Below are 25,753 nucleotides of genomic sequence, written 5' to 3'. Positions count from 1 at the left end.
GGCAGGCGCTGGTTTGCCAGGGCCTGCCGCGGCGGGTATCAGCCAAAACGACCGGTGATGTAGTCCTCGGTCTGGCTCTTGGCCGGGTTGGTGAACAGCGTATCGGTGTCGCCGTGCTCGATCAGCTCGCCCATGAACATGAACGCGGTGTAGTCCGAGCAGCGCGCGGCCTGCTGCATGTTGTGGGTCACGATGATTACCGTGAACTGCTCTTTGAGCTCGGTGATCAACTGCTCGATACGCCCGGTGGAGATCGGGTCCAGCGCCGAAGTCGGTTCATCCAGCAACAGCACCTGGGGCTTGAGCGCGATGGTGCGGGCAATGCACAGGCGCTGCTGTTGGCCACCCGACAGGCTCTGGGCGCTCTGCTTGAGCTTGTCTTTCACTTCCCCCCACAATGCCGCGCCGTGCAGCGCCTGTTCGACGCGATCGTCCATTTCACGGCGGCCAAGTTTCTCATGGTGGCGCACGGCATAGGCGATGTTGTCGTAGATGGACATCGGGAACGGCACCGGCTTCTGGAACACCATGCCCACGTGGCTGCGCAGGCGGTTCATGGAGTAGCCGGGGGCGAGGATATTCTCGCCGTTGAGCAACACCTCACCCTTGGCTTCCTGCTTGGGGTACATGGCATAGATACGGTTGAACACCCGCAGCAGCGTCGACTTGCCGCAGCCCGACGGGCCGATGATGGCCGTCACACGCTTTTCGGGAATGTCCATGTCGATGGATTTCAGCGAGCGCTGCTGGTCGTAGAAAAATTCAAGGTTGCGCACACGGATTTTGGTGCGTTCCTGGGCAAGACTTGTCATCAGTGAGACCTATTGCGCAAAAGGATCAATCGGGAAAGCAGGCTCAGACACAGCACGAAGAGGGTCAGCACCAGGGCACCGGCCCAGGCGATGGCGTGCCAGTCGTCGAACGGGCTCATGGCGTACTGGAAGATCACCACCGGCACGCTGGCGATCGGCTTGAGCAGGTTGCTGCTCCAGAACTGGTTGCCGAAGGCGGTGAACAGCAGCGGCGCCGTTTCGCCCGTGATGCGCGCCAGGGCCAGCAGCACACCGGTTACCACGCCGGCCTTGGCCGCGCGCAGCACGATCTGCAGGGTCAACTTCCACTGCGGCACACCCAGGGCCAGCGCGGCTTCGCGCATGGTGGACGGTTGCAGTTGCAGCATTTCATCGGTAGTGCGCACCACCACCGGGATCACCAGCAGCGCCAGGGCCAGGGCACCGGCGAACGCCGAGAAACCGACCTGGTGATTGGTCAGGTGGTTGATCGGCAGAATCACCGCGGTGTAGATGAACAGGCCCAGCACGATAGAGGGCGCCGACAACAGGATGTCGTTGATGAACCGCACGGTGTTGCCCAGCTTGGAGTGGCGGGCGAACTCGGCCAGCCAGATACCTGCGGCCAGGCCGATGGGCGTGCCGATCACCAGGGCCAGCACCGACATCAGCGCACTGCCGTAGAAGGCGTTGGCCAGGCCGCCCTCGGTGCCCGGTGGCGGGGTCATCTGGGTGAACAGGGCCAGGTTCAAGGCCTTGAAGCCGTTGATGAGGGTGGTGATCAGAATCCACACCAGCCACAACAGGCCGAAGAGCGTGGCGCCGCAACTGAGCACCATGGCAATGCGGTTTTTCAGGCGGCGAACGCGGTATAGACGCTCGTGGTCGTTCATAGTCCCTCTTTACGCGACAAGCGCATCAGCATCAGGCGGGCAGCAGCCAGCACCACGAAAGTGACGACAAACAGCAGGAAACCCAGGGCGATCAACGCCGAACGGTGCAGGTCGGTGTAGGCCTCGCTGAACTCGTTGGCAATCACCGAAGCGATCGAGCTGCTGGGCATCAGCAAGGAAGCGGAGAACTGGTGGGCGTTGCCCAGCACGAAGGTCACCGCCATGGTTTCCCCCAGTGCGCGGCCCAGGCCCAGGAAAATGCCGCCTACGACCGCCGAGCGGGTGTAGGGCAGCACGATGTCCCAGACCACTTCCCACGTGGTGTTACCCAGGGCGTACGCTGATTCCTTCAGGGTGGTGGGCACGCTGCGAAACACCTCGTGCATCACCGAGGTGATGAAGGGCGTGATCATGATGGCCAGCACGATGCCGGCGGTGAGCATGCCGATACCCAGGGGTGGCCCCTGGAACAGGGCGCCTACCAGCGGCAGTGCACCCAGGTGGTCGTTGATCCACGGCGCCATGTGCGCGGCCATGAAAGGGCCGAATATGAACAGGCCCCACATGCCGTAGATGATCGAGGGGATACCGGCCAGCAGCTCGATCGCCGAAGCGATGGGCATGCGCAGCCATACGGGGGCGACTTCGGTAAGAAAAATGGCGATGCCGAAACTCACCGGGACGGCGATCAGCAACGCCAGAAACGAGGTCACCAGGGTGCCGAAAATGGGCACCACGGCGCCGAACTGGCCATTGACCACGTCCCACTGGGTACTGGTCAGAAAGCCGAAACCAAAGGTACGGAACGCTTCGCTACCGCCCCACAGGGTGGAGCCGGCAATGCTCAGCAGCAGCACCAGCACCAGCATGCCAGCGCCCATCATGGTGCGCCTGAACCACATGTCGTGGCGGTGGTCGCGGGCCGCCCGGGCTTCGCTGGCGTCCGTGGTCGTGCTAGTTGAAGTCATGTATTGGGTGTTTTCTGTCATGGCAATCCACTCGCAAGGCAGACGCCCCCGCCGAACCGTTCAGGGTCCGACGAGGGCGCGCCGGTTCACTTCACATCAATGGGCGAAATCGGATTTCCAGTAGCCTTCGATCTTCTGCACCAGCGAACCTGGCAGCGCTACGTAGTCCAGGGCAGCGGCCTGTTGCTGACCGTTTTCCAGGGACCATTTGAAGAAGTCAAAGGCGGCCTTGCTCTGCTCGGCGTTCTTGGACTGCTTGTACATGATGATCCAGGTGGTGGCGGTGATCGGCCACGCGTTGTCGCCCGGTGCGTTGGTCATGATCAGGTTGAAGTCCTGGGCGCTGGCCCAGTCGGCAGTGTCCGCGGCGGCCTGGAAGGCCTTGGCATTGGGCTCGACGAACTTGCCGGCGGCGTTTTTCAGTTGGGCAGCGTTCATTTTGTTCTGCAGGGCGTAGGCGTATTCGACGTAACCGATCGACCCCTTGATCTGCTTCACGTAGGCCGCCACACCTTCGTTACCCTTGCCGCCCACGCCGACCGGCCAGGCTACGGTGGTGCCGAACTTCAGCTTGTCGTTCCAATCCGAACTGACCTTGGACAGGTAGTTGGTGAAGTTGAAGGACGTACCCGAACCATCGGAACGGTGAACCACGGTGATAGCGGTGTCTGGCAGGTTGACGCCTGGGTTGAGGGCGACGATGGCCTTGTCGTTCCACTTGGTGATCTTGCCCTGGAAGATGTCGGCCAGGGTCTGGCCATCCAGCTTCAGCTTGCCGGCTTCAACGCCTTCGACGTTGATGACCGGCACGATACCGCCAATGACGCTGGGGAACTGGCCCAGGCCGGAAGCCTTGAGGTCATCAGCGCTGAGCGGGGCGTCCGATGCGCCGAAGTCAACGGTCGCTGCCTTGATCTGAGCGATGCCGCCGCCCGAGCCGATGGACTGGTAGTTGATGCGGTTGTCTTTCGCTTTGCTGTAGTCCTGGGACCACTTGGAAAGCACCGGGTAGACAAAGCTGGAGCCCGCTCCGGTGACATCGGTCGCGTGGGCCAGGCCGGTCAGGCACAGGGAGGCCAGCAAGAGCGACAGACGAGTTTTATTCAGCAGCGTCACGGCAACACCTCGGCAAATTGGTTTGAGTGGGTCCTACCCACTGGGTTTGGCCATGACGATTTAATGCTTTGAATATTTCGGTTTAATGACAGTTCATCGTGGGTTCAATGAAATATTGCATTGCGCCAGTACGGCCAGGGCGTCATCGAGTTGAAGAAAATGCATGAAAATCAGCTAATTTCATCGCCTGACGGGCAACGTTAGCCGAACACCGATGGTTTTCTGACACGGATCTTCCGGGAACCAAAATCGGTTGCACACGGTCGTGGCGTGGCCAATCATGAGTGAAACCACCGTGACTCGCCGCCGACATGAACCGCATGAATATCGTTGACCTGGACCTGAACCTGCTGAAAGTCTTCGAAGCCCTGCACGACGAGGGCAGCGCCAGCCGCGCGGCATTGCGCCTGGGTGTGACGCAGTCAGCCGTGAGCGCGGCGTTGCGACGCCTGCGTGGCGTGTATGGCGACCCGTTATTTGCCCGAACGGGGCGCGGCCTGACCCCGACCTTGCGAGCCAACCAACTGAAGCCGCTGATCAGTGAAGCACTCACCAAGTGCCGTCAGAGCCTGGCCCTGCTCGACCCCGCGGCCGGCGATTACAGCGGCCGCGCCGTGAGTCTGGGCCTGTCGGATGATTTCGAGATAGCGTTCGGGCGCCCGTTGATCGACGATCTGGAACTGCGCGCCCCGGGCCTGCGCCTGATCTTCCGCCAGACCCACACTCAGGTCGTCGCCCACGCCCTGGGCGAGCGCAGCATTGACCTGGCATTGACCGCCGGGGGGTTCAATGAGCGCATGCTCACGCGTCAGGTGCTGGGCGAGGGGCACTACCTGAGCCTGCTGGATCCTGCCAGCCTGAGGCCGGGCCAGGCGCACCTGAGCCTCGACGAGTTCGTCGAACGCGAACAGGTGCTCATCTCGTCAGGCGGTTTCATCGGCATCATCGACGAGGCCCTGGCGGCCCAGGGCCGCGGCCGTCAGGTCAGGGCGTCTACCACCCATTTCGCTGCCCTGCCCTATCTGCTCAAGGGCTCGCCAGCGGTCGCCACGGCGCCAGCACATGCGGCCCGGCGCATCGCCCAAGTGACAGGGCTGGTGGCCTTGCCCTGCCCGCTGGACTTGCCACGCTACCCCGTGGAGTTGGGCTGGCGTACCCATGCCCAGGCAGACCCGGCGCAGCTGCGGGTGCGCGAGGCCATCAGTGCTTGCGTGGGCGCAGCGTTACTTGCTGGCGGCCATTAGCCGGTTGACCTCGGCACGCACCATGTTGGCGTACTCGGGTGGCGACATGCCGTCCAGCTCGGCGCGCACCCATTCGGCCCATTTGCCCTTGCGCTTGGATTTTTCGCCAATCAGCCGCGCGGCGTCGGCCTTGGCCTTGCCCAGGTTCGATTGCCACAGGTCGAACAAGCGGGACTTTTCGTCCTCGATCATCGCCCGCTCAGCGAGGGACATGTTGGCCAGATTGAAGCTCATCAGGGGTTCCTACCGGGTGAAAATGGCTGACATCTTACACTGTCGCGACCCCTCACCTGAAGGCTGGCGATTACAAGCCGCTGCAACTTTCAGCGCGGGGTGCAATCCATTGTTCACTGTCATCAACTATCAGGAGCACCGCACATGGCCCGTAAAACAGCCTCGCAAGCCGCCGATCAGATCAAGGATCAGGCATTCAGTGAGCTTCAGGCACTGATCGAAGAGTCGGAAGCCTTGCTCAAGAACGGCGCCGAACTGGTCGGCGACGAAGCGGAAACCTGGCGCGAACAGGTCAGCCTGAAACTCAAGCAGGCCCGGGAATCCTTGGCCGGTGCCCGCGAACGCGCGCAACCGGTGGTGGAAGCCACTCAGGACTACATTGGCGGCCACCCGTGGCAAACCGTGGCCGTTTCGGCCGGGTTCGGCCTGGTGGTCGGCCTGCTGCTGGGCCGCCGCTCCTGACGTGAGACGCGGCTCCAGGCTGCAACCCAGGCACGTGTGCCTGGCTTGCAGCCTGGGGCAACCTTCACGCGGGCAAGCTCAAAGCCACTAGCTGCGCCAGTTCTTCGCGCCCCACTTCAACCCCCTCCACCTGCGCCCGCGCCCGTTCCCGGTAGCGCCGTTCCCCCGCCAACCGCGTCACCCCCACCGCCTGCATGCGCTCGACCAGTTCACGGCTGCGTGCAGCGAAATCACCGCCAGCCCCTTTATCGGGGTCTATCACGATGATCAATTGCCCAGTCCACGGTGTCTTGGCCCCGGGGTGACCGCTCCAGTCGAAGCCGAACGAAAAGTTGCCACCCGTGAGGGCGGCGGCCAACAGTTCAACCATCATCGACAGGGCCGAGCCCTTGTGCCCGCCGAACGGCAATAAGGCACCGCCGTCAAGGATAGCCTGGGGGTCGGTGGTGGGTTGACCGTCGCGGTCAACGCCAGTGCCCGGCGGGACTGCGTGCCCCTGCCGGGCGGCGATCTGCACATCGCCATGGGCCAGTGCGCTGGTGGCCATGTCGAACACAATCGGCGCCAACCCCTGGCACGGCGCGGCAAACGCGATGGGGTTGGTACCGAACAGCGGCCGCTGGCCGCCGTGGGGCACCACGCAGGTCATGCTGTTGACCACGCTGAGGGCCAACAACCCCTCCTGGGCGAACGGCTCGACGTCGGGCCACAGTGCTGCGAAGTGGTGGGAATTACGGATGGCCAGCACCGCGATGCCGGCCTCCCGCGCCTTGGCCACCAGCAGCGGCCGCGCCGCGGCCAGCGCCGGCTGGGCGAAGCCGCCACCGGCATCCACGCGAACGAAACCGGCCGCCACGTCCTCGACCACCGGTACCGCACGCCCGTCCACCCAGCCACTGGCCAGGGAGGACAGATACCCAGGGATACGAAACACCCCATGGCTATGGGCGCCATCACGCTGGGCTGCCGCGCAGTTATGCGCCAGCACCTGGGCGACCTCCTGGCTAACGTCATGGCGCACGAAAATGGTTTGCAACAACTGCACCAGCGCCTCGAACGGCAGGCGTTCGCTGGGCGGGTGACTACCGGACATCTCGGACATTCGGTGCTCCTGGGTGGACGAGGCTTCCCAAGGATTTACCCCTCTGCGCCCCCGGGCTGTCAATAGCCCGCCCCCGTACTACATGTCTAACGCCTTCCTGTCATCGCGCTGGCTACGATGCCAGGCCATCACGTTCACAGGGAAGTCTCATCATGCACGGAAAAACACTGCCGTTCTTTTTGCCCCACGGGCTGGAGTCGCGTTATCACCGCGACGTGCTCGCGGCGTTGCAGGCCAAAGTGATCAATGCCCATGAGTACGTCTGGCTATCGCAGCTTGACGTCACCGACACCGGCCTGCGCCTGGACCGCCTGGGGTTGTCCAATGCCACGGCGCTCTGCCCACGACTGGTGGGCGCGCGGGTGTTCAGCCACGCCGACGTCGACCAGCGTCAGGTCTACCTGTGGTCGGCCCTCGATGGCTTGCAGCGCTTCGTCGACCGTGTGGCGTTGCATGCCGAGCTCAACCGGCTCAGCGGTATTACCGGCAGGGAGGGGCCCGACTATGAACTGACCCTGGTACAAGCGCCTGACCTGTTCGACGGCTGCATGACCGAATATGTGCAGCAGCGCGCCCTGACCCTCACGCTGGCTGCCGAATGGCTGGAACGCACCCCCGACCTGGCCGGGCAGTTGAGCGAAACCGTCGCCAGCCGCTTGCCCGCCCTGTTCAAGGACCGCCCCCAACCACCTCGGCACCATTGGGTGCAAGTCCATGATAGCCAGGCCGACCGCGTGCACAGCGCGCCAGACTTGGCCAGCGTCGCCCTGCAGCAGTTCGCCGCGCAGCCGCTACCGGCCAACTGCCATTACCGCTGGTTGGACCTGGAGGGCAATGTGCTTGGCGATGAGGCGGCCCAGGCCATGGATAAATTGATGCAGGAAAGCCGCGACGCTTTGGCGCCCGCTTACGCCCAGGCGCTGGATAGCCACTGGGCGGGCCAGGAAGAGGCGGTGGCCAGGGTCCTGGAAGAAGGCTTCTACCAAAGCCTGTTGCAGGCACGCCATAATGAAATCATCACCGAGGCGCACTTCCAATGGTTACGCAGGGCCGTGCAAGGGTCAGCCCCCCCAGGCGAGTCGGCGCGATGGTTGTCGCTGGTGGAAGAGGTCGAAAACAAGGTCGTGACCGTCGCCCTGCAGGGGTGCCTGTGGTTCGTGCACCCACAATGGCCCGACCGGTTCCTGTACGACGGCAACGGTTACCTGCAACGCTATTTCAATGAAGACGCCTTGTGGGAGCAGCTCAAGGGCCATGCATTGCCGCCGACCGTGGCCCAAGCTGACCATCACAAGTGGAGGAGCCTGTCCGCGCCCCGGCGGGTGTCCGGTGAATTGGGCAGCAGGCCGTTCCTGGCCTGTGCCAAGGCCATCCACGCACGACAGCAGGCTGACCTCGGCCACGCACTGCGCCAAGCGCCCACTGGCGAGGCCGACACGGCCGTTGTCAAAATCGACAATGCCCTGGACCTGCGACCGTTGCTGGACCTGCGCCTGTTCAATCGCGGCCTGTGCCCGCGGTGGGCGACGCGTCCCACCGCCACTGGAATGACACCCATGGTCAACGCGGCCGTATCCAAGGACGCCCGGCGGCTACAGCTGGTCAAGGAGCTGACCCAGCGCATGGAGGGCCTCTACCGACAGCAACCGGGTCTGGAGGACTGTGCCCATGTCTTGCTCGACCCCGCGCTGAGCGTCATCGACCCGCATTTGGACAGCACAAACGTCTATGCCTACATACCCGCACATACACCGACCGGCAGCGACACCAACAAACGTATTCCGGTGAGCCAGCTGTTGCTCGATTGGGTCAGCCAACCCACGGGGCGCGGCCCCGATGTCGATCGCCATGTGCTGGACAAGGATGGCGTGCTACTGCCGAGTTTGCCATGGCCCCTGCTGAAAACCCTGCTTAACGACAACGCGCCGCGCCTGTTGGCCCACCACCGGCGCATGCTCGAGGCCCAACGGGGCTGGCGCACTCGTAACGCTTGGGTGGAACCGCAGAAGGCGCTGGTGGCCATCCTCGAACAAGCCGTACGGCTGGAATACGAGGTAGAAAGCGAGGCCCCCTTGCTGGACGGAACGTTAGTCCAAGGCTTGCAGCAACTGCTCGATTTCCCGCTGGAACGCCAGCGCCAGGCCAAGGGCCCTGGCCATTTCCTGGCACACGGCCTGACGCTGAAGTTCATGAACGATCGCGCCGCCGCCCGACTGAGCTATACGGTGGCCATCCATGCCGCCGACGACCCCACCGGCAAAGTCCTGCTGTGGTCGGTGCTCTATGGGTTGCAACAGTTCAACAATCTGCCGGCCCTGCTGCATTGGGTGGTCGGACGCTTCAACGATCCCCAGAGCAAGGATGCCTGGCTGGAACTACTCCCCCCGGGTGACCGCGGGTTGCTGATCGCGAACATCAAGCGCAACCGCAACCTGCTGATTACCTGCAAGCCATGGCGCATCGAGGGCCACTGGCTGGAGTCCACCCAGAGTCACGAACTGGCGCGCCAGCAGCTATATGCCGATGAAGCGCGCAAGCTGGCCGTGCGCTGTCGCTTTCCAGGCAACCTGTTCAGGCTCATGGTGGACTACGCCAGCCACAGCACCGCCTTGCGCTACACCATGGCCGGGCTGGACGTGGCGTTGCAGGTCAAGCACATGGAAAATACCCTGCCCCATTGGCTGGGCAAGGCCAGCAGCGCCGACATGACGCGGTACGTCGAATTGCTCCGGCGCGCCCTGGCCGTTCAGCAGCCCCTCAACGACTACCTCTTCGGGCTGCAAGACCTGCACGCCTTCACGCGCACCAAATTGCAGGCAACATTGCGCACCCTGATCCCGGTCAACACACCCGACCCGGACAACATCCTCGTCACCCTGACACACTACACCCCAGCGCCGCCGGTGGTGGGCGATACCAATGCCACAGCGGCGCAAACCACGCGGGTGAACCAGACACTGACCCGGTGCGCGGTCGACCAACTGACGGCGGTGCAAACGCCCGTGGTGAGCCTGACCATGGCCGATGGCAGCGCAGTACCCGATGCGCTGCACGCCGAGGGTATCCGCGCCATGATTCGCGAACTGGATATCGCGTCCCAGTACCAGGCTTATCTGGCCACTGAGTTCAGTCCAAGCTCCTCCTTCTACACCGAGCGGCGCCGGCGCTTTTCGCGACTGGTTTCCCCTCAGGTGGTCCAGATAGCGTTTCAACAGGTACTGGAAGGCACGTTGAGCCGGCGCGCCTGCGATTACATCGAGGCGGTGATAACCATGCCTGACGCAATGGCCCGCCTGCCCGTAGACGGCCAGGCAATCGCCATTCGGCCGCTCCAGATGCTGGCCAGTGAAGGCGGCACGCCGGATGTTGCCGTGGGTATGCACTTGATCGGCCCTACCAACCCCAGCAAAGGCCCACTGGTGCTCTACACACTCAACGGTACTGGCCCTATATTGCGAGAGTTCGAGCACCAGGCCGACCTGCTGGCCAAGGTGCTGGCCAGCGCTCCCCTGCAGGAAGAAATCATCGCGCGCCTGCCCGCTGACGTGCGCACCCGCTACCGCCATGGCGGCATGCGCCACCCGCATTTTCCGGAGCTGGGCAATTCGATCTTCGACGTGCCACCGGTCAAGCCCCTGGCGGTCACCTTCGACTCCCCGGTCGAGCAAGGCAATGCGCTGCATTACCTGTTCGACGACACCGTGGCGTTGATGCAACGGTTGGCACTGGAAAACACCGTCACTACCTCGGAGGCGGACCGCCGAGCGTTCGTGCAACTGCTTACGTTAGGCACCGAATTGGGCGCGCTGTTCCTGCCCAAGGCCCTCAGTTCACTGGTCAACCTGTGGCAATCCAAGGACTGGTTGGCCTCCTCCCTGCACGCGGCTTTCAACCACCGCTGGGGTGAGGCCCTGGCCCGGTTTACGGCCGGGCTATTCTTGCTGTTGGGCGAACGCAATGCGGCCGCTACCCGCGAGGAGGGCCAGCCTACCGCCTCACGCTGGCGCGCCACACCGGCCTACTCATGGCGCACTGACGGCTGGAACACGGAGTTGAGCGCACGCCTGAGCAGCTTCGAAGTGCCTGGGCTGGAGTTGCGGGCCATGACCAAGGACCCAGCCCTGCACCTGTTTCTCAAGGACCAGCGCTGCTTCGCTATCCTGCAAGGCAAAGTCTACGAGGTCGAGCCATTCAAAGACGCCTGGCGAATCATCGACGGTCAGCGCAAAGGCCCGCGTATTCGCTGGAGCAATGAACGCCAGTGGCACGCCATCGGCGGTGACAGCTTGCGCGGCGGCGGCAACACGGCCCGGGAGTTCGAGGAGGAGTTGATCGAGAGCGACCTCAGGGGCGTACTCGAGGTGCAGGCCCGGGGCATGACGCAAATCCGCGCCATGGACACCCTTTACGCCAACATGATCGAAGCCGCGCACCAGCAAGCCCGCAGCTACCTGACCAATGCTCTGGAAAACCTGAACGCCAAGCAGCAATGGCTACCACTGCCGGTACAGACCGAGGCTTTGCTCAAGGGCTTCTTCGGTATCAAGGCGAGCTCGACTCAACTGTTGCACAAGCTGCGGGTGCAGTTCGAGCAGATAATCACCGAGCTGCTCGACCCCTCGTTGGCACCGGCGACCTCCGACCGCTTCGTGATCGGGCGCAACGGCCCTGGGTACTCGCAAACCGTCGCCCTGACCTTTCCCTCGGACTCGCACCACGATATCTACCTGAGCGAAGTGTTCTTTCGCGTCGATGCCGACCTGCTCAAGCAGGTAGACCCGGCCAAGGGCTTCAACCTCTACGCCCACTATCAGGCCGTCAACCTGATCCACGAACTGTCGCACATCGCCAACAAGACCAACGACATCGCCTACCTGGGGGCCTTCAGGCCCTTCGATGACGTGTACCGCAACAGCAGCCCGGCCGACCAGGCCGTGATCAATGCCTTGATACTGCCGCGCACTTACTTGTCCCACCGCACACCACGCCAGGATCTGTTCCGGGTGATGGACCGGGTCACGCTGGCAGAGCGAGACCTGGGCCCCGAGGAGGGCAATGCGCTCAAGCGGGTGCTGCAACTCAGCGGCGCGAAAACCCTGGATGCGGCGCGGGACCTGTTCTTGCTGGATGAAACTGTCCGCACCGCTATTATCCTGGCCAATGCCGACTCGGTCGCCCTGTTGGTGTCACTACTGGGCCGTGAGCGCTTCGAGGCCCCTGCGGGCTGAAAACGACAGCGCACTGGCCGGCCGGATCGCAACCGTTGATCCGGCCGCCCCTCTGAAATGACAAATTTTCCACACAGAGGGGGTCATGATTACGGCGGTCCATTCGTCTTATACGCATGAGCGACGAAACATCCAGGACCTGCTCTGCAACAGGAGTGATCACATGCACAACTCATCCATGCCGTCATCGCCCGCACACGCGGCGCATTCAGCGGCGTCGGCGCCTACTGGCCGCGGCGGCAACACCCAGATAAAAGAGCTGCTCAAGAGCTTCGGCCTGCGCACCAGCCTGATCCGGCTCAAGGTCATCGACACCTTGCTCAGTGCCGAACAACAGGGCCGCACGGTCGGCGTGCGCACGGTGCACAGCCACTTGCAGGAGCTGGACATTCCCTTGTCGTTCCTCAGTGTGCGCGAGGTGCTCAAGCGCCTGTGCAGCGAAGGGGTCATCGAGCTACAGGCCGACAAGACCTATGCCCTGAGCCAGCAGGCGCTGGCGATGCTGAGCCCTTACCGCTATTCCTGAGCGGGCATGGCTAGGCGTGCTCGATGGGGTTGCTCAGGGCTTGACCTTGCGGCGCATGATGCCGTTCAGCACGACGACGACCACCGCCACGCCAATGGCGATGTACTGGAACGGCTTCTCGCCGATCATGCCGCCTTTCTGCATCCATGAAAGGCCCAGCATGATGGCCAGTACGACAAGGGAAATGATCACGGAATAGATAAGGCGCTGCTTCTGGGTCATGGAGCTTTTTCCTGGTTCGTTTGTATCGGCTCTGTGTCCAGCGACACACCAAGCACATACCCGATCGCGGGGATGCGCCGGGGTTTTCAGGGTCTCATATTACAGTGCCCGCCCTGCTTTGTGGGCGAGCGCTTCACTTATGAGGATTTACCCATGCTGCGTCGAATCACTCTGCTGATTCCCCTTCTCATGACCGTGTCGCTGAGCGGTTGCTGGATGTTCATGCCACCGGGCGGTGGTGGCGGCGGTGGCCACGGCGGTGGCGGTGGCGGTGGATTCGGTGGCGGCCATGGTGGCGGCCCCGGCTTCATGCAAGGACGCTGATGACAGAAAACGAGCCCCTGGGCTCGTTTTTTTTGGCCGCTATCCGGCCAACCAGCAACGCGCCCACCCTGAGTGCCTTTCCCCCCGTTTCTTTTGGGCGTAACTATTCACCGCGCCAAGGCTTGCCTTCGCACCTTCCCCGACCCTTGGCAAGTGTTCTACCCCTAGTGTAGCGGCCGCCGTGGGCTACAGCCCTGACCAGGTGATTCGCGCTACAACACAACGCCCATTTTCCTACTTCCCCTATCACCGTTGCCGTCTGTAGCGCCGGGAAATACCACATAGAATCTGCCTCAGTACCGGGCAATGGTCAGGTACGACGCCAACCTATCTCCATCACAAGGACGTCAACGTGGATATCAACGACCTCAAGCAAGTCGACATCAGCCAACTGCCACACTCGCTGCAACGCCTGATCGATTGTGTCGGTGTAGAACATGCCTACCGTTTGACCTGCCTCTACGGCGGAAGGCCCAAATACATTCCCAAGCACCCGCAACGCACGGCGCTGGCCAAGAGCCTGCCGCCCGAAGCCCTGGCCCGTTTGATCGAGCGTTTCGCGGGGCTGGCACTGGAAATTCCCAAGGCGGATCATTTCTGCCGTCAACTGCGCAACCGGCAAATTCACGAGGAAAGCTCAAACGGTAGCTCACGCAGCGAGCTGGCGGACAAGTATGGCCTGAGCCTGCGCCAGATCGGCAATATCAGGCGGCAGGAAAACCTGGCCCATGACGCCTGAGCCAGGTTGCCGTCGTAGCCAGGACCGCCCCTGGCGGGGCGATCAGAAGTCGCGCTTGTAGAAAATGTCCAGGGAGCTGGCCACACCACTGGCCACCTCCACATACACCTTCTTGCTCAGCTTGTAGCGCAAGGCGATGGTGTTGGCGGGTTCGAATACCCCTACGCCGTAGCGCAGGCTGAGCTTCTCCGACAAGTTGCCGCTGGCCACCACGCTGGTGGCGTCGCCGCTGCCCTGCGTATCCAGCTGGAAGTCCTTGATGCCCAGGTTCTTGGCCAGGCTGTCGGTCACCCCGGAACTGCCTGCCAATCCCAACCCCAAGGCTGCCTGGGCCAACATGTTGCTATCCTCCCCGGTGGTGCTCAACGGCCGCCCCAGTACCAGGTAGGACAAGGCCTGCTCCTGGCTCATGCTGGGCTCGGAAAACACCTCCGTGGTGGGCTGCTCGGCGCTGCCGCTCAGGCGGATGCCCGCGATCACGTCATCGGTCTGGCGAATGGCTTCGATGTCCAGGTAAGGTTGGTCGATGGGCCCGGCGAACAGCAACCGCGCGCGGCGGATGGTCAGCCGTTGGCCATAGGCGCGGTAACGGCCATCGTTGAGGTTCAGCTCGCCGCGGGTGTCCAGGTTATCACCGATGTGCACGTGCCCGGCCAGGTTGGCGGTCAGGCCAAAGCCATTGAAACTGAGCTTGTCCTGGCCCACCTCCACGTTGATGTCCATGGCCATGGCCATCGGCGCCTGCGTCGGCGCCGCCTGGTGGCCGACGATGACCGTGTCGTCGGACAGCTTGACCGTCGAAGGCGGCAGCTCGCGGACGGTGATCGCACCGGTAGGAATCAGCACCTTGCCAGTGACCGCCAGGCGGTCGTCGGCCAGTTGGATATGCAGGTCGGGGGCGGCTTCGAGCTCGGCATACGGCTCGACCGTCACTGGCAGGCGGTCACCCTTGAGGCTGATATCCGCCGCCAGGGCCTGGCCCCACTGGGCATGCCCATCGAGGCTGCCCCGCCCCGCCTTGCCACTTTTCCAACTGCCCTGCAGCGCCAGGCTCTCGCCAGCGATGTGGGCCTGGACTTGCAAGGCTTCGAGGCTGATGGGCAGTTTGGCCCCCGCCACTTCGCCATTGCTCAAGGTCAGGTTGCCGTTGACCTTCGGCGCCACCAGCGTGCCGCTCAACTGGCCGCTGCCGTCCAGGTGCCCGGCCAGTTTCTCGACCATGGGCGCGAACGGCCTGCCGATGCCCAGGTCCAGGCCCTGCAGGCGAAAGTCTCCCGAGAGCGGCTTGTTGGCCGCCAGCGGGTCGATGCGTGCATTGACCTGCAACTGCCCCAGGTGCTCGCCCTGGAACTGCAACTGGGTGTCGATGCGCCGTGGCGCCAGGCTGCTGGTCAGGCGCAAGGTCTGGTAGGGGAAATCCAGCCACTGGGTCTTGTCCTTGAGGCGCAAGGTACCGCCGCTGGCATCCACCACGACCTGGCCCTTGGGGCCGCTGGCAGGCAGGTCCAGTTGCAGATCGGCATTGAGCAGGCCCTGCCAGGAAAAGTCCTTGGGCAGCCACTGCGCGAGGCTCTGCAACGGGAATTGCTTGAGGTGGTAGCGAATCTTGGGATCAGGCATCAGCCGCTGGTCTTCTCCGCACAGGCTGGCCTGGCCGGACGCAAAGCAATGGGCGCCCAGGTTCAGGCTGCCGTCGGCCAGGCGTTCCAGGCGGGCCGGGCTGCGCAAGCGCCAGTCCTGGCCGCCTGCCTGAACCTCGGCGCTGGCCAGACGGCCGCGCCAGTTGCCCTTGTCCAGCCCGCCGTCCAGCCCCAGCGCGAGCACCAGTTGCGGTCCTTTCAGGTCAAGCTGCAGTTGTTGTTTGCGCAGGTCACCGCTGCCCTTGGCGGTGAGGGTACCCAACGCTGTTTCACCGGCGCGAATGTTGGCCGCTTCCAGCGTCAGGTCGGCACGTTGTGCCTTGTCCAAGGTGGCACCGAGCTTGAGGCTCTGCAAACGGTTGTCGCCCAGGGCCAAGCCCTGGCCCTGTAGAACCAGATCGCCCTGGGGCGCCTGCAGGGTGCCGGCGGCATCGATTCGGCCCTTGACCTGCCCCTGCAACTGCGGCCATAGCTGGCCCAGCCGTGGCAGGTCGAGGTCGATGCGCCCGGCCAGCCGCTGGTCCAGGCTGGCGCTGCCATTGACGTGGTTGTCACCCAGGCGAACGTCGAGGTTGGCCAAGGTCCAGCGCTGGTCGGCGCCCTGGGCCTTGAGCTGTAGCACGGCAGGCTGACCGCGCAAGCGCCCCTTGAGATCCAGGTCAGCGTCCAGACGCAGTGCGCCATTGGCCCACTCGCCCTTGCTGCGCAGCGTGCCGGCGAGGTTGCCCGGCAGTTCGGCGACCCAGAAGGCAGGGTCCAGGTTACTCAGGTCCAGCGCGGCGTCCCAGCGCACGGCATCGGCGAACTGCACGGTGAGGCCCCCGGTGGCCTTGCCCTTACCCGCGGTCAGTTCCAGTTGAGGAAGAAACACCTGACCCAGGTCGCCACTGAATGGGGTGACCAGGCTGAAGGCTCCCGCCGGGCCGGTGAAATCGCCACTGAAATTGCCGAGGTAATTGCCATTGCGGTACGACACCTCGGTACTGAGCCGATGCGCGATGACCTGAGGCGCCGCGATGTGCGGGTACAGGCTGTGCCAGGGGAAGTCCAGCCAATCAAGCTTGGCGTCGGCGCTCAACCCGTCCTCCCAGCTGACCTTGCCGGCCAGCTTGACCCGCTGCTGCTCACTGGCCCCCAGTTGCAGGCCCTGCACCTGGGCGCCCTTGGCATCGGCGACGCCCGTGAGCGCCAGGTCCATGGGCTGCCCTTCGGCGGGCAGTCGTGCCTTGCCGACAATCTGGTAGCCGGCCTTGAGGTCGCCCTGGGCGCGCAGGTCGACCTGGTTGAGTTGCAAGGTGTCGGGCAGCCCGGGGGCCGCCTTGAACGCCTCGGACACGATATGCAACTGCGTGGGCAGGTTGTCCGCCAGCGGCTGCACCTCGCCCTCCAGGGTAGCAGGCAGATAGCCGCTGCTCTGGCCTTGCAGCTTGAGGCTGTCAAGCAGGTTGCCGTCAATGTCCAGAGCCAGGTGCCAGGGCTGCTCACCCATGTTCGGCAGTTGCACCTGGGCCTGGGCTTTCAACGGCCAGCGGCCGCCGGGCGCCAGGGTACCGGTCAGGTCCAGGCCGAGGTCGCCACGCTCGGCGTGCAGCGTGTCGATACGCAGGCCGTCGGCGGTCCACTGGGCCGCCAACTTGAGTTTCTGCACCTGCTCACTGCCGTCGACCTGCACGCTGCCCAGGTACACCTCGCCCAGCTTGAGGCTGATGGGCAATTTCAGATCGGGCAGTTGCAAGGGTTCACTGCTGCTGGCCGGGGCGCTCGGGGGCAGGGTCAGGCTGATCTGCTCTACTTCCAGGCGTTCGATGCACAGGGTCAGGTGCAGCAGGCACGAGGGCGACCACTCCATCAAGGGAGTCTGCAACTGCAGGCGGGTACCGCCCTGCTCCCAGGTCACCTGGTCGGCGCGCCAGTGGCCGCCCAGCCGCCCCTCGAAATGGTCCACGGTGAGGCCCGGCACCCGGGCCAATAGCCAACGGCTGCCGCCATTGGTTTCCAGGACCAGCGTGGTGCCCAGCACCACCACCCCCACGACGGCGACGACACCGCCACCGGCCCAGAGCAGGCCGCGTTTCAACAGCCGATTCAAAGCTCAGGCCCTATGGAAAAGTGAATGCGAAAACCGCCCGGGTCTTCCAGCGCATGGGCCAGGTCGACACGGATCGGCCCCACTGGCGAGACCCAGCGAATGCCCACGCCGACACCCGTCTTCAGGCTGGGCAGCTTGAGGTCATTGAACGAGTTGCCCTGGTCGACGAACGTCGCGATGCGCCATTTCTCGGCAACGGAATATTGGTACTCGACACTGCCGGCCACCAGGTAGCGGCCGCCGATCTTGTCGCCATCGGAATTTTCCGGGGACAGGGTCTGGTAGTCGTAGCCGCGCACGCTCTGGTCGCCGCCGGCGAAGAAGCGCAGCGAGGGCGGAATCGATTTGTAGCCGTTGGTGGCGCTGCCACCAAACTGCACGCGGCCGAGCAGGCGATGGTTCTCGCCCAGGGTGGTTAGGCCTTTGAGCAGCACGTTGCCATGGATCAGGTTGGCGTCCGACCCCAGCCCTTCCTTGGCCACCTGGGTATCGAATTGCAGGCGGTAGCCGTTGTGCGGGTCTACCTTGTTGTCACTCTTGAGGTAGCTGTAGCTGACGCCCGGCATCAACAGGGTGCTCAGCCCGCTGTCGTTGCCCAAGCGGTATTCCTCGCGCTGCCACTTCAGCGAAATGACCCGTTGCCAGCCACTGGGCAACTTGCTGTGCCACTCGGGCCCAACCGTCAGCAGCTTGCTGAGGCTATCGGTGTCGGCGATCTCCTCGTACTGGTAACCGGCGGCCCAACGCAGCTTGTCGGTCAGGGGTGGGTCCAACGGGGTGTCATACCACAGCCCGATGTTCTGCCGGGGCGCCGATACTTCGGCTTCGGCGCCATAGCTGTCGCCGTGGGAATTGACCCAATGACGCGTCCAGTTGGCCTTCACCCGCGGGCCCACGTCGGTGGAGTAGCCGGGGCCGATGCCCACGGTCCGTGGCTTGCGGGTCTTGAGTTGGACATCCACGGGAATGACCTGCCCCTGGGCATTGGTGGGCGTGGCATCGACGCGCATGCTTTCGAAATAACCGCTGGACTGCAGCGCCTGGTTGAGTTCGGCCACCAGTTGCGAGTCGTAAGGGGTGCCGGGCTTGAACGGCACCATGCGCTGCAACAGATCGTCATCGAACGGCGTATCACCCTCGAAGTGCACGGCGCCCAGGCTGTAACGCGGCCCGCTGTCATACACCAGTTCGATGTCCGCCACCCCGGCCGCGGGGTCCACGGCCAGGGTCTGACGGGTAAAACGCCCATTGAAATAGCCGTAGCGCGACGCCTGGTTCTGGATCAGGTGCTTGGCATCTTCGTAGTGGCCATGATTGAGCACCGCGCCGGCGCGCAAGTCCGGGCTGTCCGGGAGGCGGAACTGCTTGAACTGGCTGGCAGGCCCTTCCAGGCGGATGCTCACGTTGCGCAGGTGAATGGGCTCGCCCGGTTCGATGCTCAGCACCAGTTGCGGGTTCTTGCCGTCCTTCACCTGGCTGGCGACGTGGGCCTGGTAGTAGCCCAGGGCCTGGGCCGCCTTGAGCGCCTGCTCCTCGGCGCCGTGGCTGAACCGCTCGAGGGCCTCGGCGTCACGGTCGCCGAGGCTGCCGATGTAACCTTCGATGTTGGCCTTGAGCCCTGAATTGGCCGGTTTGACCTGTACCACCAGTTCGCTCTGCGCATGGGCGGCAAAACTCGTGAACAGCAACACCAGACCGCGGGTAAATCGTCCTGAAAACTTCATGGGGCGGATGCTATCACGGTAAAGCGCTATTTTAAGAGCGAAGGAGCCCTCGCAAGAAATTGATTCTAGGCGTGAATGTGTACCAAATGTTGCGGGTTGGCATGGAAGAACACATGTTCGCGTACCGGGCCTACGGCGATCTCGCCAATTTCCTCATAGCCCTGGCGCTCATAGAAGGCCAGGTAGCGCGGGTTGCCGGTGTCCAGCACCACCCCCTGGGAATGTTCGTCCTCGGCGCACCAGTTATGCACGGCAGTGAGCAACTGTTCGCCAAAATGGTGACCCTGGAACTCCGGGTGGATGGCCAGCAGCGGCAGCACGTGCACCGCGTCGCTGGGCAGGCACGCCAACACCGACTGGTAATACTCGAGGTAGCGACGGGTGCAGCGCACCCCGGTACTGAGCAACATGCGCAGGCGCCAGGCCCAGCTTTCGGTGATCCCCAGGCGCCGTTGCGGCGGGGCGATCAACGCCACGCCCACCAGCCGGTCCTGGTGCAGCAGGCCAATGCCTGGCAGGTCCTGGAGGAAATGCTGCTTGACCAGTTCGCGCACCGTGGCCCGCACCCGTTGCTCATACCCCGGGCGCTGGGCATCGAACACGTAGGCGAAGGTGGGTTCATGGCGGTAGGCATGGTAAAGCAGCGAACGGGCTTCGCTGGCGTAGCCACTGTCCAACAACACGATCTGAGCGGTTTCGCTGACGATTTCAGGCATGCTTGAATTCCTTGCAGCACGGGCGCCGCTTGAGTGCGGGGCGTTGTTGTATTGGGGTGCGGGCGTGGGCCAAGGTTCCCTGATTCCCAGTCTGGGGGCTCGGTGCAAGCCTCAATGCCAATACTGGGGTCTGTATGCACTGTATTTTCGCAAGTCACCCACCAATAGCGAAGCACGAACAAAACTTAAAATATCTTTTCCAGACGCTATGAAAACACAATCGGATCCGGCGAAACAAACCGCTCCACATCCGAGTTGTAGTGCAGCCCCGTATCCCGGTCCAAGGACTGACCCTGAAACCGCAGGCTCTGCTCTTCAATGTAGTACGGCTCGCGTACTTCTTCGACCGTATTGCCCACAGTTCTCCGCATCAGTTGTTAAATGCTAGAACAGCCAGCCCGATCCCCTTAATTTTCCACTGTTATTTCCAAGCCACTCTCGCCTTCTGCAACCAACCACACGGAGCCCGACGAAGAAACAAAAGCTATCGTCTTACCTCGCTGTTGAACATTGACAAAAGGATCTGAGTCCAACGACATAAGCGCCCATTCCAAAGCACCTTCCACCCATTTGCTAAAATAACCACATGAACCATGTGCCGCCGCCTCCCCCCCGCATAGACTGCGCCACCAATTAATAATGCGAAAGATTCAAATATATCGGTAGTATCGTTAAGATCGACGCACAACCCGTTATCCAGAACAAGCTTTCTATCGATCAAATGATAGCCAAAAACGCCCACCCCAGTAATCGCTATACAGTCTGCGAAAAAAAATTCCCCTCTTCGCACCACGTTAACCACATCTAACTCTAGCCCTCCTGTTTTTTTTGCAATTCTGGGGGCACCACGATTTTGTCAATTACCGGTCTTTCGATGGAATTTTACAGCACCCAAAATCAATATAGCCTTCCGAACTCACTACCAAGCACCACGCTGCAGAGGCGTCGAAAAAATAATGATGCTGGGGGACAGCTTCAACAACAAATCGGACAAAATCCACCATCTGAGCAACTGGAAATTTCACCGCAAAATCAAGTGCAGAGTCATTCACATAGTAAATGTATCGCCCCTCTGTTTTTTGTTCTTCATTAATTTTTTTAAAAGTAAAATCCGCAGCAACCTGACTCCATTCGACGCGCCCCCCTTTTAAAGCAATACAATCATGACAACAGGTCAGATCCCAATCGATTTTAGATCCAGCCCATGGAAATGACTCCGACAACAGGGCAGCAACCCCCTCCCAAGACTCAATAATCTCATGGCTACCTTTCAATTTTCCGATGGCATCCCTGACCTCTTGATCCAACGTCATAAATCTCTCCAAGGCTTAGAGGGCAAGTTAAATAAGTTCTGAAGCTTAGTGACGACCGACTCCGGAACATCAAACTCAAAGTGATCGCCTTTTTCTTTCCCACTGAATACGTTTATGTGAGCACCACTGCGTTTATCGTACTCAATTCTAAAACCTGTCTTTCCATCTAGGGTACTCATGCCTACAGGCTTACCTTTGATACCTCCAAATTTCCCGACATTGACTTTCTCAGCTTTGAACCCACGTTTCGAAAGCCAACTCAATGCCTTGTCACGGGCCTGCTCGTAAGCGTCCTTCCCGCTAGAGCAACTTAAACCCCATGGGTCAACCCAACCGAAAGGATTCAGAGCATAGAGGTGGAGATTGATCCCACCCGCCAACCCAATCGGATCCGGCGAAACAAACCTTCCCACATCCGGATCATAAAACCGAAACGTGTTGTAGTGCAGCCCCGTCTCCCGGTCCAGGTACTGCCCCTGAAACCGCAGGTTCTGCTCTTCAATGTAGTACGGCTCGCGCACCTCCTCGACCGTATTGCCCCATACCTGATACTTCGCCCGCCACACGGTATGACCGTCCGCTTCGGTCAACTGCTCGGGCAGCCCGTTGAGGTCGTTGTGGTAATACCGAATCCTCGCCTCAGGCCCCGTGCCGTCCACGCGCGCCAGCGGGTCGTAACTGCCTTCGCCGGAGTAGAGATAGAGGCTGGTGTGGCCATGCCGATGCTCCTGCAACAGCCGCAGCCCATCCCAATCAAACCGCGTCTCGCCCAGCGGAAAACCTTTGCCGTCATGCTCGCTCTTGCCAATCCGCCGCCCCAGCGGGTCGTACGCCATGTGCAGCACGGTCTCGCGATGGCCATCCTGGGTGCGGATTTCCTTGATGCGGTGCTCGGCGTCATAGCTGAAGCGCTGCACCACATGGCTACCCTTGCGCTTCTCGATCAGCCGCCCGAAACCGTCGTAGCGGTAGCGTTTGTCCTGGTAGGTCAGTAGTTTGTTGTGCACCACCAGCCCAGCGCCAGCGGCAGGGCCATCGAGCAGGTTGGCGGCGGCGTCGTAGGCGAAGGTTTCGGTGCGGGCGCCGGATTGGGCGGCCATGATTCGGCCGGTGGCGTCGTAGTGCAGCAGATCCTGGCGGCGCTCATCCTGTTGCTGGTCGAAGCGCCCAATCAGGTTGTCGCTGGGGTCGTACTCGAAGCGCTTTTGCCCCGGTGCCGGCAGCACGGCTGGCTGGGTGCTGAAACGGCGCATGCGGCTGCGCAGGCGGCCGCTGCGGTCGTAGTCGCTGCGGGTGTTGAGCAGGCCTTGGGTACGCAGTACTTCGCGGTGCAAACGGTCGCGCTCGAAGTCGCTGATCACGCGGCCGTCGAGGTTGAGCTGGTGCAGGTGGCCGCTGCCGTAGTACAGACGGTTCAGCCAGCGGCCGTCCGGCAATTGGGTCTGGATCAGGTTGCCGAGTTCGTCGTAGTGGTGCTGCAAGGTGCCAGCGGCACTGGTGTCTTGCAGTAATTGGCCAAGGGCATCGTAGGCGAAGCTCAAAGTCTGTTCGCTGCCGTCCCAGCCAGTGAAACCAATCTCGGTGAGCTGGCCGACAGGATTGTAGGTGTAGGCAGTACGGCCATCGTCGGTCAGCTTGGCTCGCAACTGGCCGATGGCGTCGCGCTCCAGCCAATGCAATATCGGCGCGCCGTCCTGTATCAGGGCTAGGCCCGTACCGTGCGGCGCCGGACGGTATTGCACGGCAATCACGCTGTTCATCGCATCGTAGCCGTAGCGCCGGGCGCTGCCGTCCAGGTCCTGCTGTTCGATCAGGCGGTCACCGGCGTCCCAGGTAAACCGGTAACTCTCGCCGTTTTCGTTGGTCAGCGCCTGCAACCTCCCATAGGGGTCGTAGCTGAACTGCACCTGGCGGTTCATGGGGTCGAGGCGTTGGCGCACTTGCCCGCGGCGGTCGCGCTGGTAACGGGTGGTGTGCCCGGCAGGGTCGGTGTAGGCCAGCAGTTGCCCGCTGGCATCGCGCAGGAATTGTTCGCTGCGCCCGTCCGGCAGTTCGCTGCGGGTCAGGCGGCCCAGGGCATCATGGTGGTACAGGGAGCTTTCGCCCAAGGCGTCGGTCACCGCTTCAAGGTGCCCGCGCTTGTCGTAGGAAAACGCCGTTGGGTACCCAGAGCAATCCACGTGCTGGGTGACCTGCCCGGCATCATTCCAGCGCAGTTTCGTCGACTTGCCGGTGGCATCGATGATCTCCACCACTTGCCCGCGGCGGTCATGCCGGTAGCGGGTGACGTGGCCCAGCGGGTCGATTTCCTCGATCAGGTTGCCGCGTGGGTCATAGCGGTAGCGCCAGCTGTTGCCGGCCGCGTCGGTTTCAGCCAGGGGCAATGACCAGATATCCAGCCATGCCGTGCTCCGGGTCTGGCCCAGCGCATCGGTGGACGCCACGTGGTTGCCGCTGTCGTCGTAGGCGAAGGTCCAGGTCCCGCCTTTGGGGTCGACGGCGCCCAGCAACTGGCGCTCGTCGTTCCAGTCGAAATGCCAGGTCTGGCCCAGGTTGTCAGTGCTGCGGATGATCTGGAACTGAGCGTTCCACTGGCGCGTGCTGCGGCGACCCAAGCCGTCGGTGATGCGCGTCAGGCCCAGGTCAAGGTCGTAGTCGAACTGGTACTGCTCGCCATCGTCGGTCCAGCTGCGTACCACCCGCCAATCGTCATCGGCGAACGGCGCCCATTCGTAGAAGCTGCGCAGGCCGGCGGGCAGCTGGTGCTCGACCATGCGGCGCCCGGTGTCGTAGGCGAAATGGCGAACCTGGCGTTTTTCAGCATCGATGACCTGGGCCAGATCGCCAGCATGATCGTAGCGGTACTCTGCCAAACGCTCGCGGCGCTGGTCTGGATAGACCCGATCAATCGCCGCCACACGACGCGGCCATTGCGCGTCGTAGAGCAGTTCGACCTGCACCACCTCAAGGTCATCGTGGATACGCGCCAGCCGGCCAAGGTCGTCGTAGCTCAAGTACAGGCGGTTGTCGTTGCGATCGCCCAGTTGCGATAACCGCAGCGAGCTGGCATTCACCGGGTCGAACAACCGATACAGCCCGTCGACGCTCTCGATCAGCAACTGGCCATTGGCATGACGCCGTACGCTCAGCCCTTCCCCTGCGCTGAACACCGCGCTGCCCAAGGGAATCGAGCCCATCTCGATGCGCCGCCCCTGCTCGTCGGTGTAGACCAGTTGATCACCACCGTCGGGGTGCGCCAACACCTCGACCTGTACCTCGAAAGCCACGCTCCAGCCTGCGCCAAACAGACCATCACGACGCACGTCGGCACTGCTGTAGAAGCGCCGCCATTCCAGCGGCATGATCCCTGGCAAGACAAAATCGGTGTCGTCATCCCCATTGAGCACCTTGGCACCCGTGGCCGCATGCACTGGGTGCGGCGAACCGATGACGGCGTTGGCGGCGGCGCCGATGGCTTGATCGACCACAAAGCCACGGACGAACCCCAACGCCATGCATGGCAGGCGGCTGAAGAACTTGCCCTTGCCGCCGCGCAGCGCCATGAGCACGCTGATGGCCAACCCCACACCCGGGGTCTTGCCGCTGCGAATGTCGCGCACCACCACCGGGCCACCGCCAATGCGCACGTTGGAAGAAATCAGCCCCGAGCTCACCACGGTCGCTTCGCAGGTGCTGCGGTCGCCGCTGCGCACCGCCGGCTGGCCGTTGATGCTGACCTTGCTGGAACCCTCGGCAAGAAACTGCGGCGCACCGGGCGGGTGCTTCATGCAGGTGATGATGTCCTCCTGGCACGGGACGGCCAGGGGTGAGGCCATGGCCACCGTCGGTTGCCAAAGCTGCGAGAAGAACCCTTTGGCCATGTCCAGAAAGCTGCCTTCCTCGGGCTCTGGCGGGGGGATATCGGTGCCGGCAGCTTCGGCCGGGCTGCCCAGCTTGCCGGCGGCGCGCGCAGCAGGCAGGCCGTTGATGAAGGTGTTGCCTGAACCGGTGAGGATGTTGGCCTGCACCACCGGCGGGAATACGGCGTTGGCGATACCCTCGCAGACATTCGTCAGCCCGTGGTCCAGGCCCGTGGCGCTCATGCCCATGCCGACGGCCACCCCCATGACCGCGCCGAATACGCAGGCGCCCAGCCCTCCGGTGGCGACGGTGATCCCGGTGGCAGCTACCACCGCCGCGGTGGCCAAGGCGCCGATGGCCGCGTAGGCGGCCACTTCCAGCACACCGCCGAGGATGTCGGCCATCATCGACGAGTGCATCAGGGCGTCGCCCTCGCGGGCGGCCCAAAATCCGTCAGCCATGAAGTCGTAACGGACTCATCGAAGCATGACAACGCATCGTGGCATCCTGCCTGATTCAAAATAAACGCGAAGCTTACTCATTAACCCAGGAACAACGCCA

At 62.7% G+C, this 25,753-nt stretch carries 18 protein-coding genes and 1 pseudogene; 6 read left to right on the top strand and 13 right to left on the bottom strand.

Annotation, left to right across the window (positions count from 1 at the left end; all coding sequences use genetic code 11):
* Nucleotides 1-38 precede the first annotated feature (38 nt).
* The 4 genes from pstB to pstS form a co-directional block, all read right to left on the bottom strand.
* Nucleotides 39-812 carry a phosphate ABC transporter ATP-binding protein PstB gene (pstB, locus tag HWQ56_RS11125; protein WP_158157866.1) on the bottom strand — a complete coding sequence of 258 codons (774 nt, stop codon included), beginning with the start codon at nt 810-812 and terminating at the stop codon, nt 39-41.
* A complete protein-coding gene (gene pstA, locus HWQ56_RS11120) occupies nt 812-1,684 on the bottom strand; it encodes a phosphate ABC transporter permease PstA (RefSeq protein WP_176570503.1) in 873 nt (290 codons plus the stop codon). Before pstA ends, pstB begins: the two co-directional genes overlap by 1 nt.
* A complete protein-coding gene (pstC, locus tag HWQ56_RS11115; protein ID WP_158157868.1) occupies nt 1,681-2,673 on the bottom strand; it encodes a phosphate ABC transporter permease subunit PstC in 993 nt (330 codons plus the stop codon). Before pstC ends, pstA begins: the two co-directional genes overlap by 4 nt.
* A gap of 75 nt (nt 2,674-2,748) precedes the next feature.
* Entirely contained in the window at nt 2,749-3,768 is a 1,020-nt protein-coding gene (pstS, locus tag HWQ56_RS11110) for a phosphate ABC transporter substrate-binding protein PstS (RefSeq protein ID WP_176570502.1), read from the bottom strand.
* 311 nt (nt 3,769-4,079) lie between these two features.
* On the opposite strand from pstS, the gene HWQ56_RS11105 reads away from it, so the two are divergent.
* Complete coding sequence (locus tag HWQ56_RS11105) at nt 4,080-5,012, top strand: LysR family transcriptional regulator (RefSeq protein WP_176570501.1); 933 nt, start codon at nt 4,080-4,082, stop codon at nt 5,010-5,012.
* Here HWQ56_RS11105 and HWQ56_RS11100 read toward each other — a convergent pair.
* Nucleotides 4,992-5,246, bottom strand: a complete 255-nt coding sequence (locus HWQ56_RS11100; protein WP_158157871.1) for a hypothetical protein — start codon at nt 5,244-5,246, stop codon at nt 4,992-4,994. The two genes, HWQ56_RS11105 and HWQ56_RS11100, sit on opposite strands and share 21 nt — an antisense overlap.
* A 144-nt stretch (nt 5,247-5,390) precedes the next feature.
* Between HWQ56_RS11100 and HWQ56_RS11095 the strand changes: the two genes are divergently transcribed.
* Nucleotides 5,391-5,708: an ElaB/YgaM/YqjD family protein gene (locus HWQ56_RS11095; protein WP_176570500.1), complete on the top strand. Its 318-nt coding sequence runs from the start codon at nt 5,391-5,393 to the stop codon at nt 5,706-5,708.
* A gap of 64 nt (nt 5,709-5,772) precedes the next feature.
* On the opposite strand, the gene HWQ56_RS11090 is transcribed toward HWQ56_RS11095, so the two are convergent.
* A complete protein-coding gene (locus HWQ56_RS11090; protein ID WP_176572384.1) occupies nt 5,773-6,801 on the bottom strand; it encodes an Ldh family oxidoreductase in 1,029 nt (342 codons plus the stop codon).
* Between the two features lie 161 nt (nt 6,802-6,962).
* On the opposite strand from HWQ56_RS11090, the gene HWQ56_RS11085 reads away from it, so the two are divergent.
* Both HWQ56_RS11085 and HWQ56_RS11080 read left to right on the top strand, forming a co-directional pair.
* Nucleotides 6,963-12,038 (top strand): dermonecrotic toxin domain-containing protein, encoded by a 5,076-nt coding sequence (locus HWQ56_RS11085; protein WP_176570499.1) that lies wholly within the window; start codon nt 6,963-6,965, stop codon nt 12,036-12,038.
* A gap of 163 nt (nt 12,039-12,201) precedes the next feature.
* Complete coding sequence (locus HWQ56_RS11080; protein ID WP_158157874.1) at nt 12,202-12,564, top strand: fe2+ zn2+ uptake regulation protein; 363 nt, start codon at nt 12,202-12,204, stop codon at nt 12,562-12,564.
* Nucleotides 12,565-12,597: 33 nt separating this feature from the next.
* Here HWQ56_RS11080 and HWQ56_RS11075 read toward each other — a convergent pair whose 3' ends face one another.
* Nucleotides 12,598-12,786: a hypothetical protein gene (locus HWQ56_RS11075; protein ID WP_158157875.1), complete on the bottom strand. Its 189-nt coding sequence runs from the start codon at nt 12,784-12,786 to the stop codon at nt 12,598-12,600.
* Between the two features lie 153 nt (nt 12,787-12,939).
* Between HWQ56_RS11075 and HWQ56_RS11070 the strand changes: the two genes are divergently transcribed.
* On the top strand, nt 12,940-13,110 hold the full coding sequence (locus HWQ56_RS11070; protein ID WP_176570498.1) for a hypothetical protein: 171 nt from the start codon (nt 12,940-12,942) through the stop codon (nt 13,108-13,110).
* A 352-nt stretch (nt 13,111-13,462) separates the two neighbouring features.
* Complete coding sequence (locus HWQ56_RS11065; RefSeq protein WP_158157876.1) at nt 13,463-13,849, top strand: Mor transcription activator family protein; 387 nt, start codon at nt 13,463-13,465, stop codon at nt 13,847-13,849.
* A gap of 42 nt (nt 13,850-13,891) precedes the next feature.
* Here the strand turns inward: HWQ56_RS11065 and HWQ56_RS11060 are convergent, their stop codons facing one another.
* The 6 genes and pseudogenes from HWQ56_RS11060 to HWQ56_RS29565 all read right to left on the bottom strand — a co-directional run bounded on the left by HWQ56_RS11060 (nt 13,892) and on the right by HWQ56_RS29565 (nt 25,653).
* Nucleotides 13,892-17,566 (bottom strand): translocation/assembly module TamB domain-containing protein, encoded by a 3,675-nt coding sequence (locus HWQ56_RS11060; protein ID WP_176570497.1) that lies wholly within the window; start codon nt 17,564-17,566, stop codon nt 13,892-13,894.
* An 8-nt stretch (nt 17,567-17,574) separates the two neighbouring features.
* Nucleotides 17,575-19,302, bottom strand: a complete 1,728-nt coding sequence (locus HWQ56_RS11055) for an autotransporter assembly complex protein TamA (RefSeq protein WP_176570496.1) — start codon at nt 19,300-19,302, stop codon at nt 17,575-17,577.
* 65 nt (nt 19,303-19,367) lie between these two features.
* The gene (locus HWQ56_RS11050) at nt 19,368-20,018 is read right to left on the bottom strand and encodes a GNAT family N-acetyltransferase (RefSeq protein WP_176570495.1); all 651 of its coding nucleotides are present in this window, start codon (nt 20,016-20,018) and stop codon (nt 19,368-19,370) included.
* 218 nt (nt 20,019-20,236) lie between these two features.
* Nucleotides 20,237-20,395, bottom strand: a pseudogene (locus tag HWQ56_RS29570) (RHS repeat-associated core domain-containing protein); the annotation flags it as partial.
* A gap of 483 nt (nt 20,396-20,878) precedes the next feature.
* Nucleotides 20,879-21,331, bottom strand: coding sequence for a type IV secretion protein Rhs (locus HWQ56_RS11045; RefSeq protein WP_158157881.1), 453 nt, complete (start codon nt 21,329-21,331; stop codon nt 20,879-20,881).
* Nucleotides 21,328-25,653 (bottom strand): RHS repeat-associated core domain-containing protein, encoded by a 4,326-nt coding sequence (locus HWQ56_RS29565; RefSeq protein ID WP_176570494.1) that lies wholly within the window; start codon nt 25,651-25,653, stop codon nt 21,328-21,330. The genes HWQ56_RS11045 and HWQ56_RS29565 overlap by 4 nt, the downstream gene beginning before the upstream one ends.
* Nucleotides 25,654-25,753: the final 100 nt, after the last annotated feature.

Origin of the sequence: Pseudomonas eucalypticola (assembly GCF_013374995.1) — a bacterium.
Classification (GTDB): domain Bacteria; phylum Pseudomonadota; class Gammaproteobacteria; order Pseudomonadales; family Pseudomonadaceae; genus Aquipseudomonas; species Aquipseudomonas eucalypticola.
Note: the sequence above shows the minus strand (reverse complement) of the source record. Positions and strands in the feature narration are given on the sequence as shown.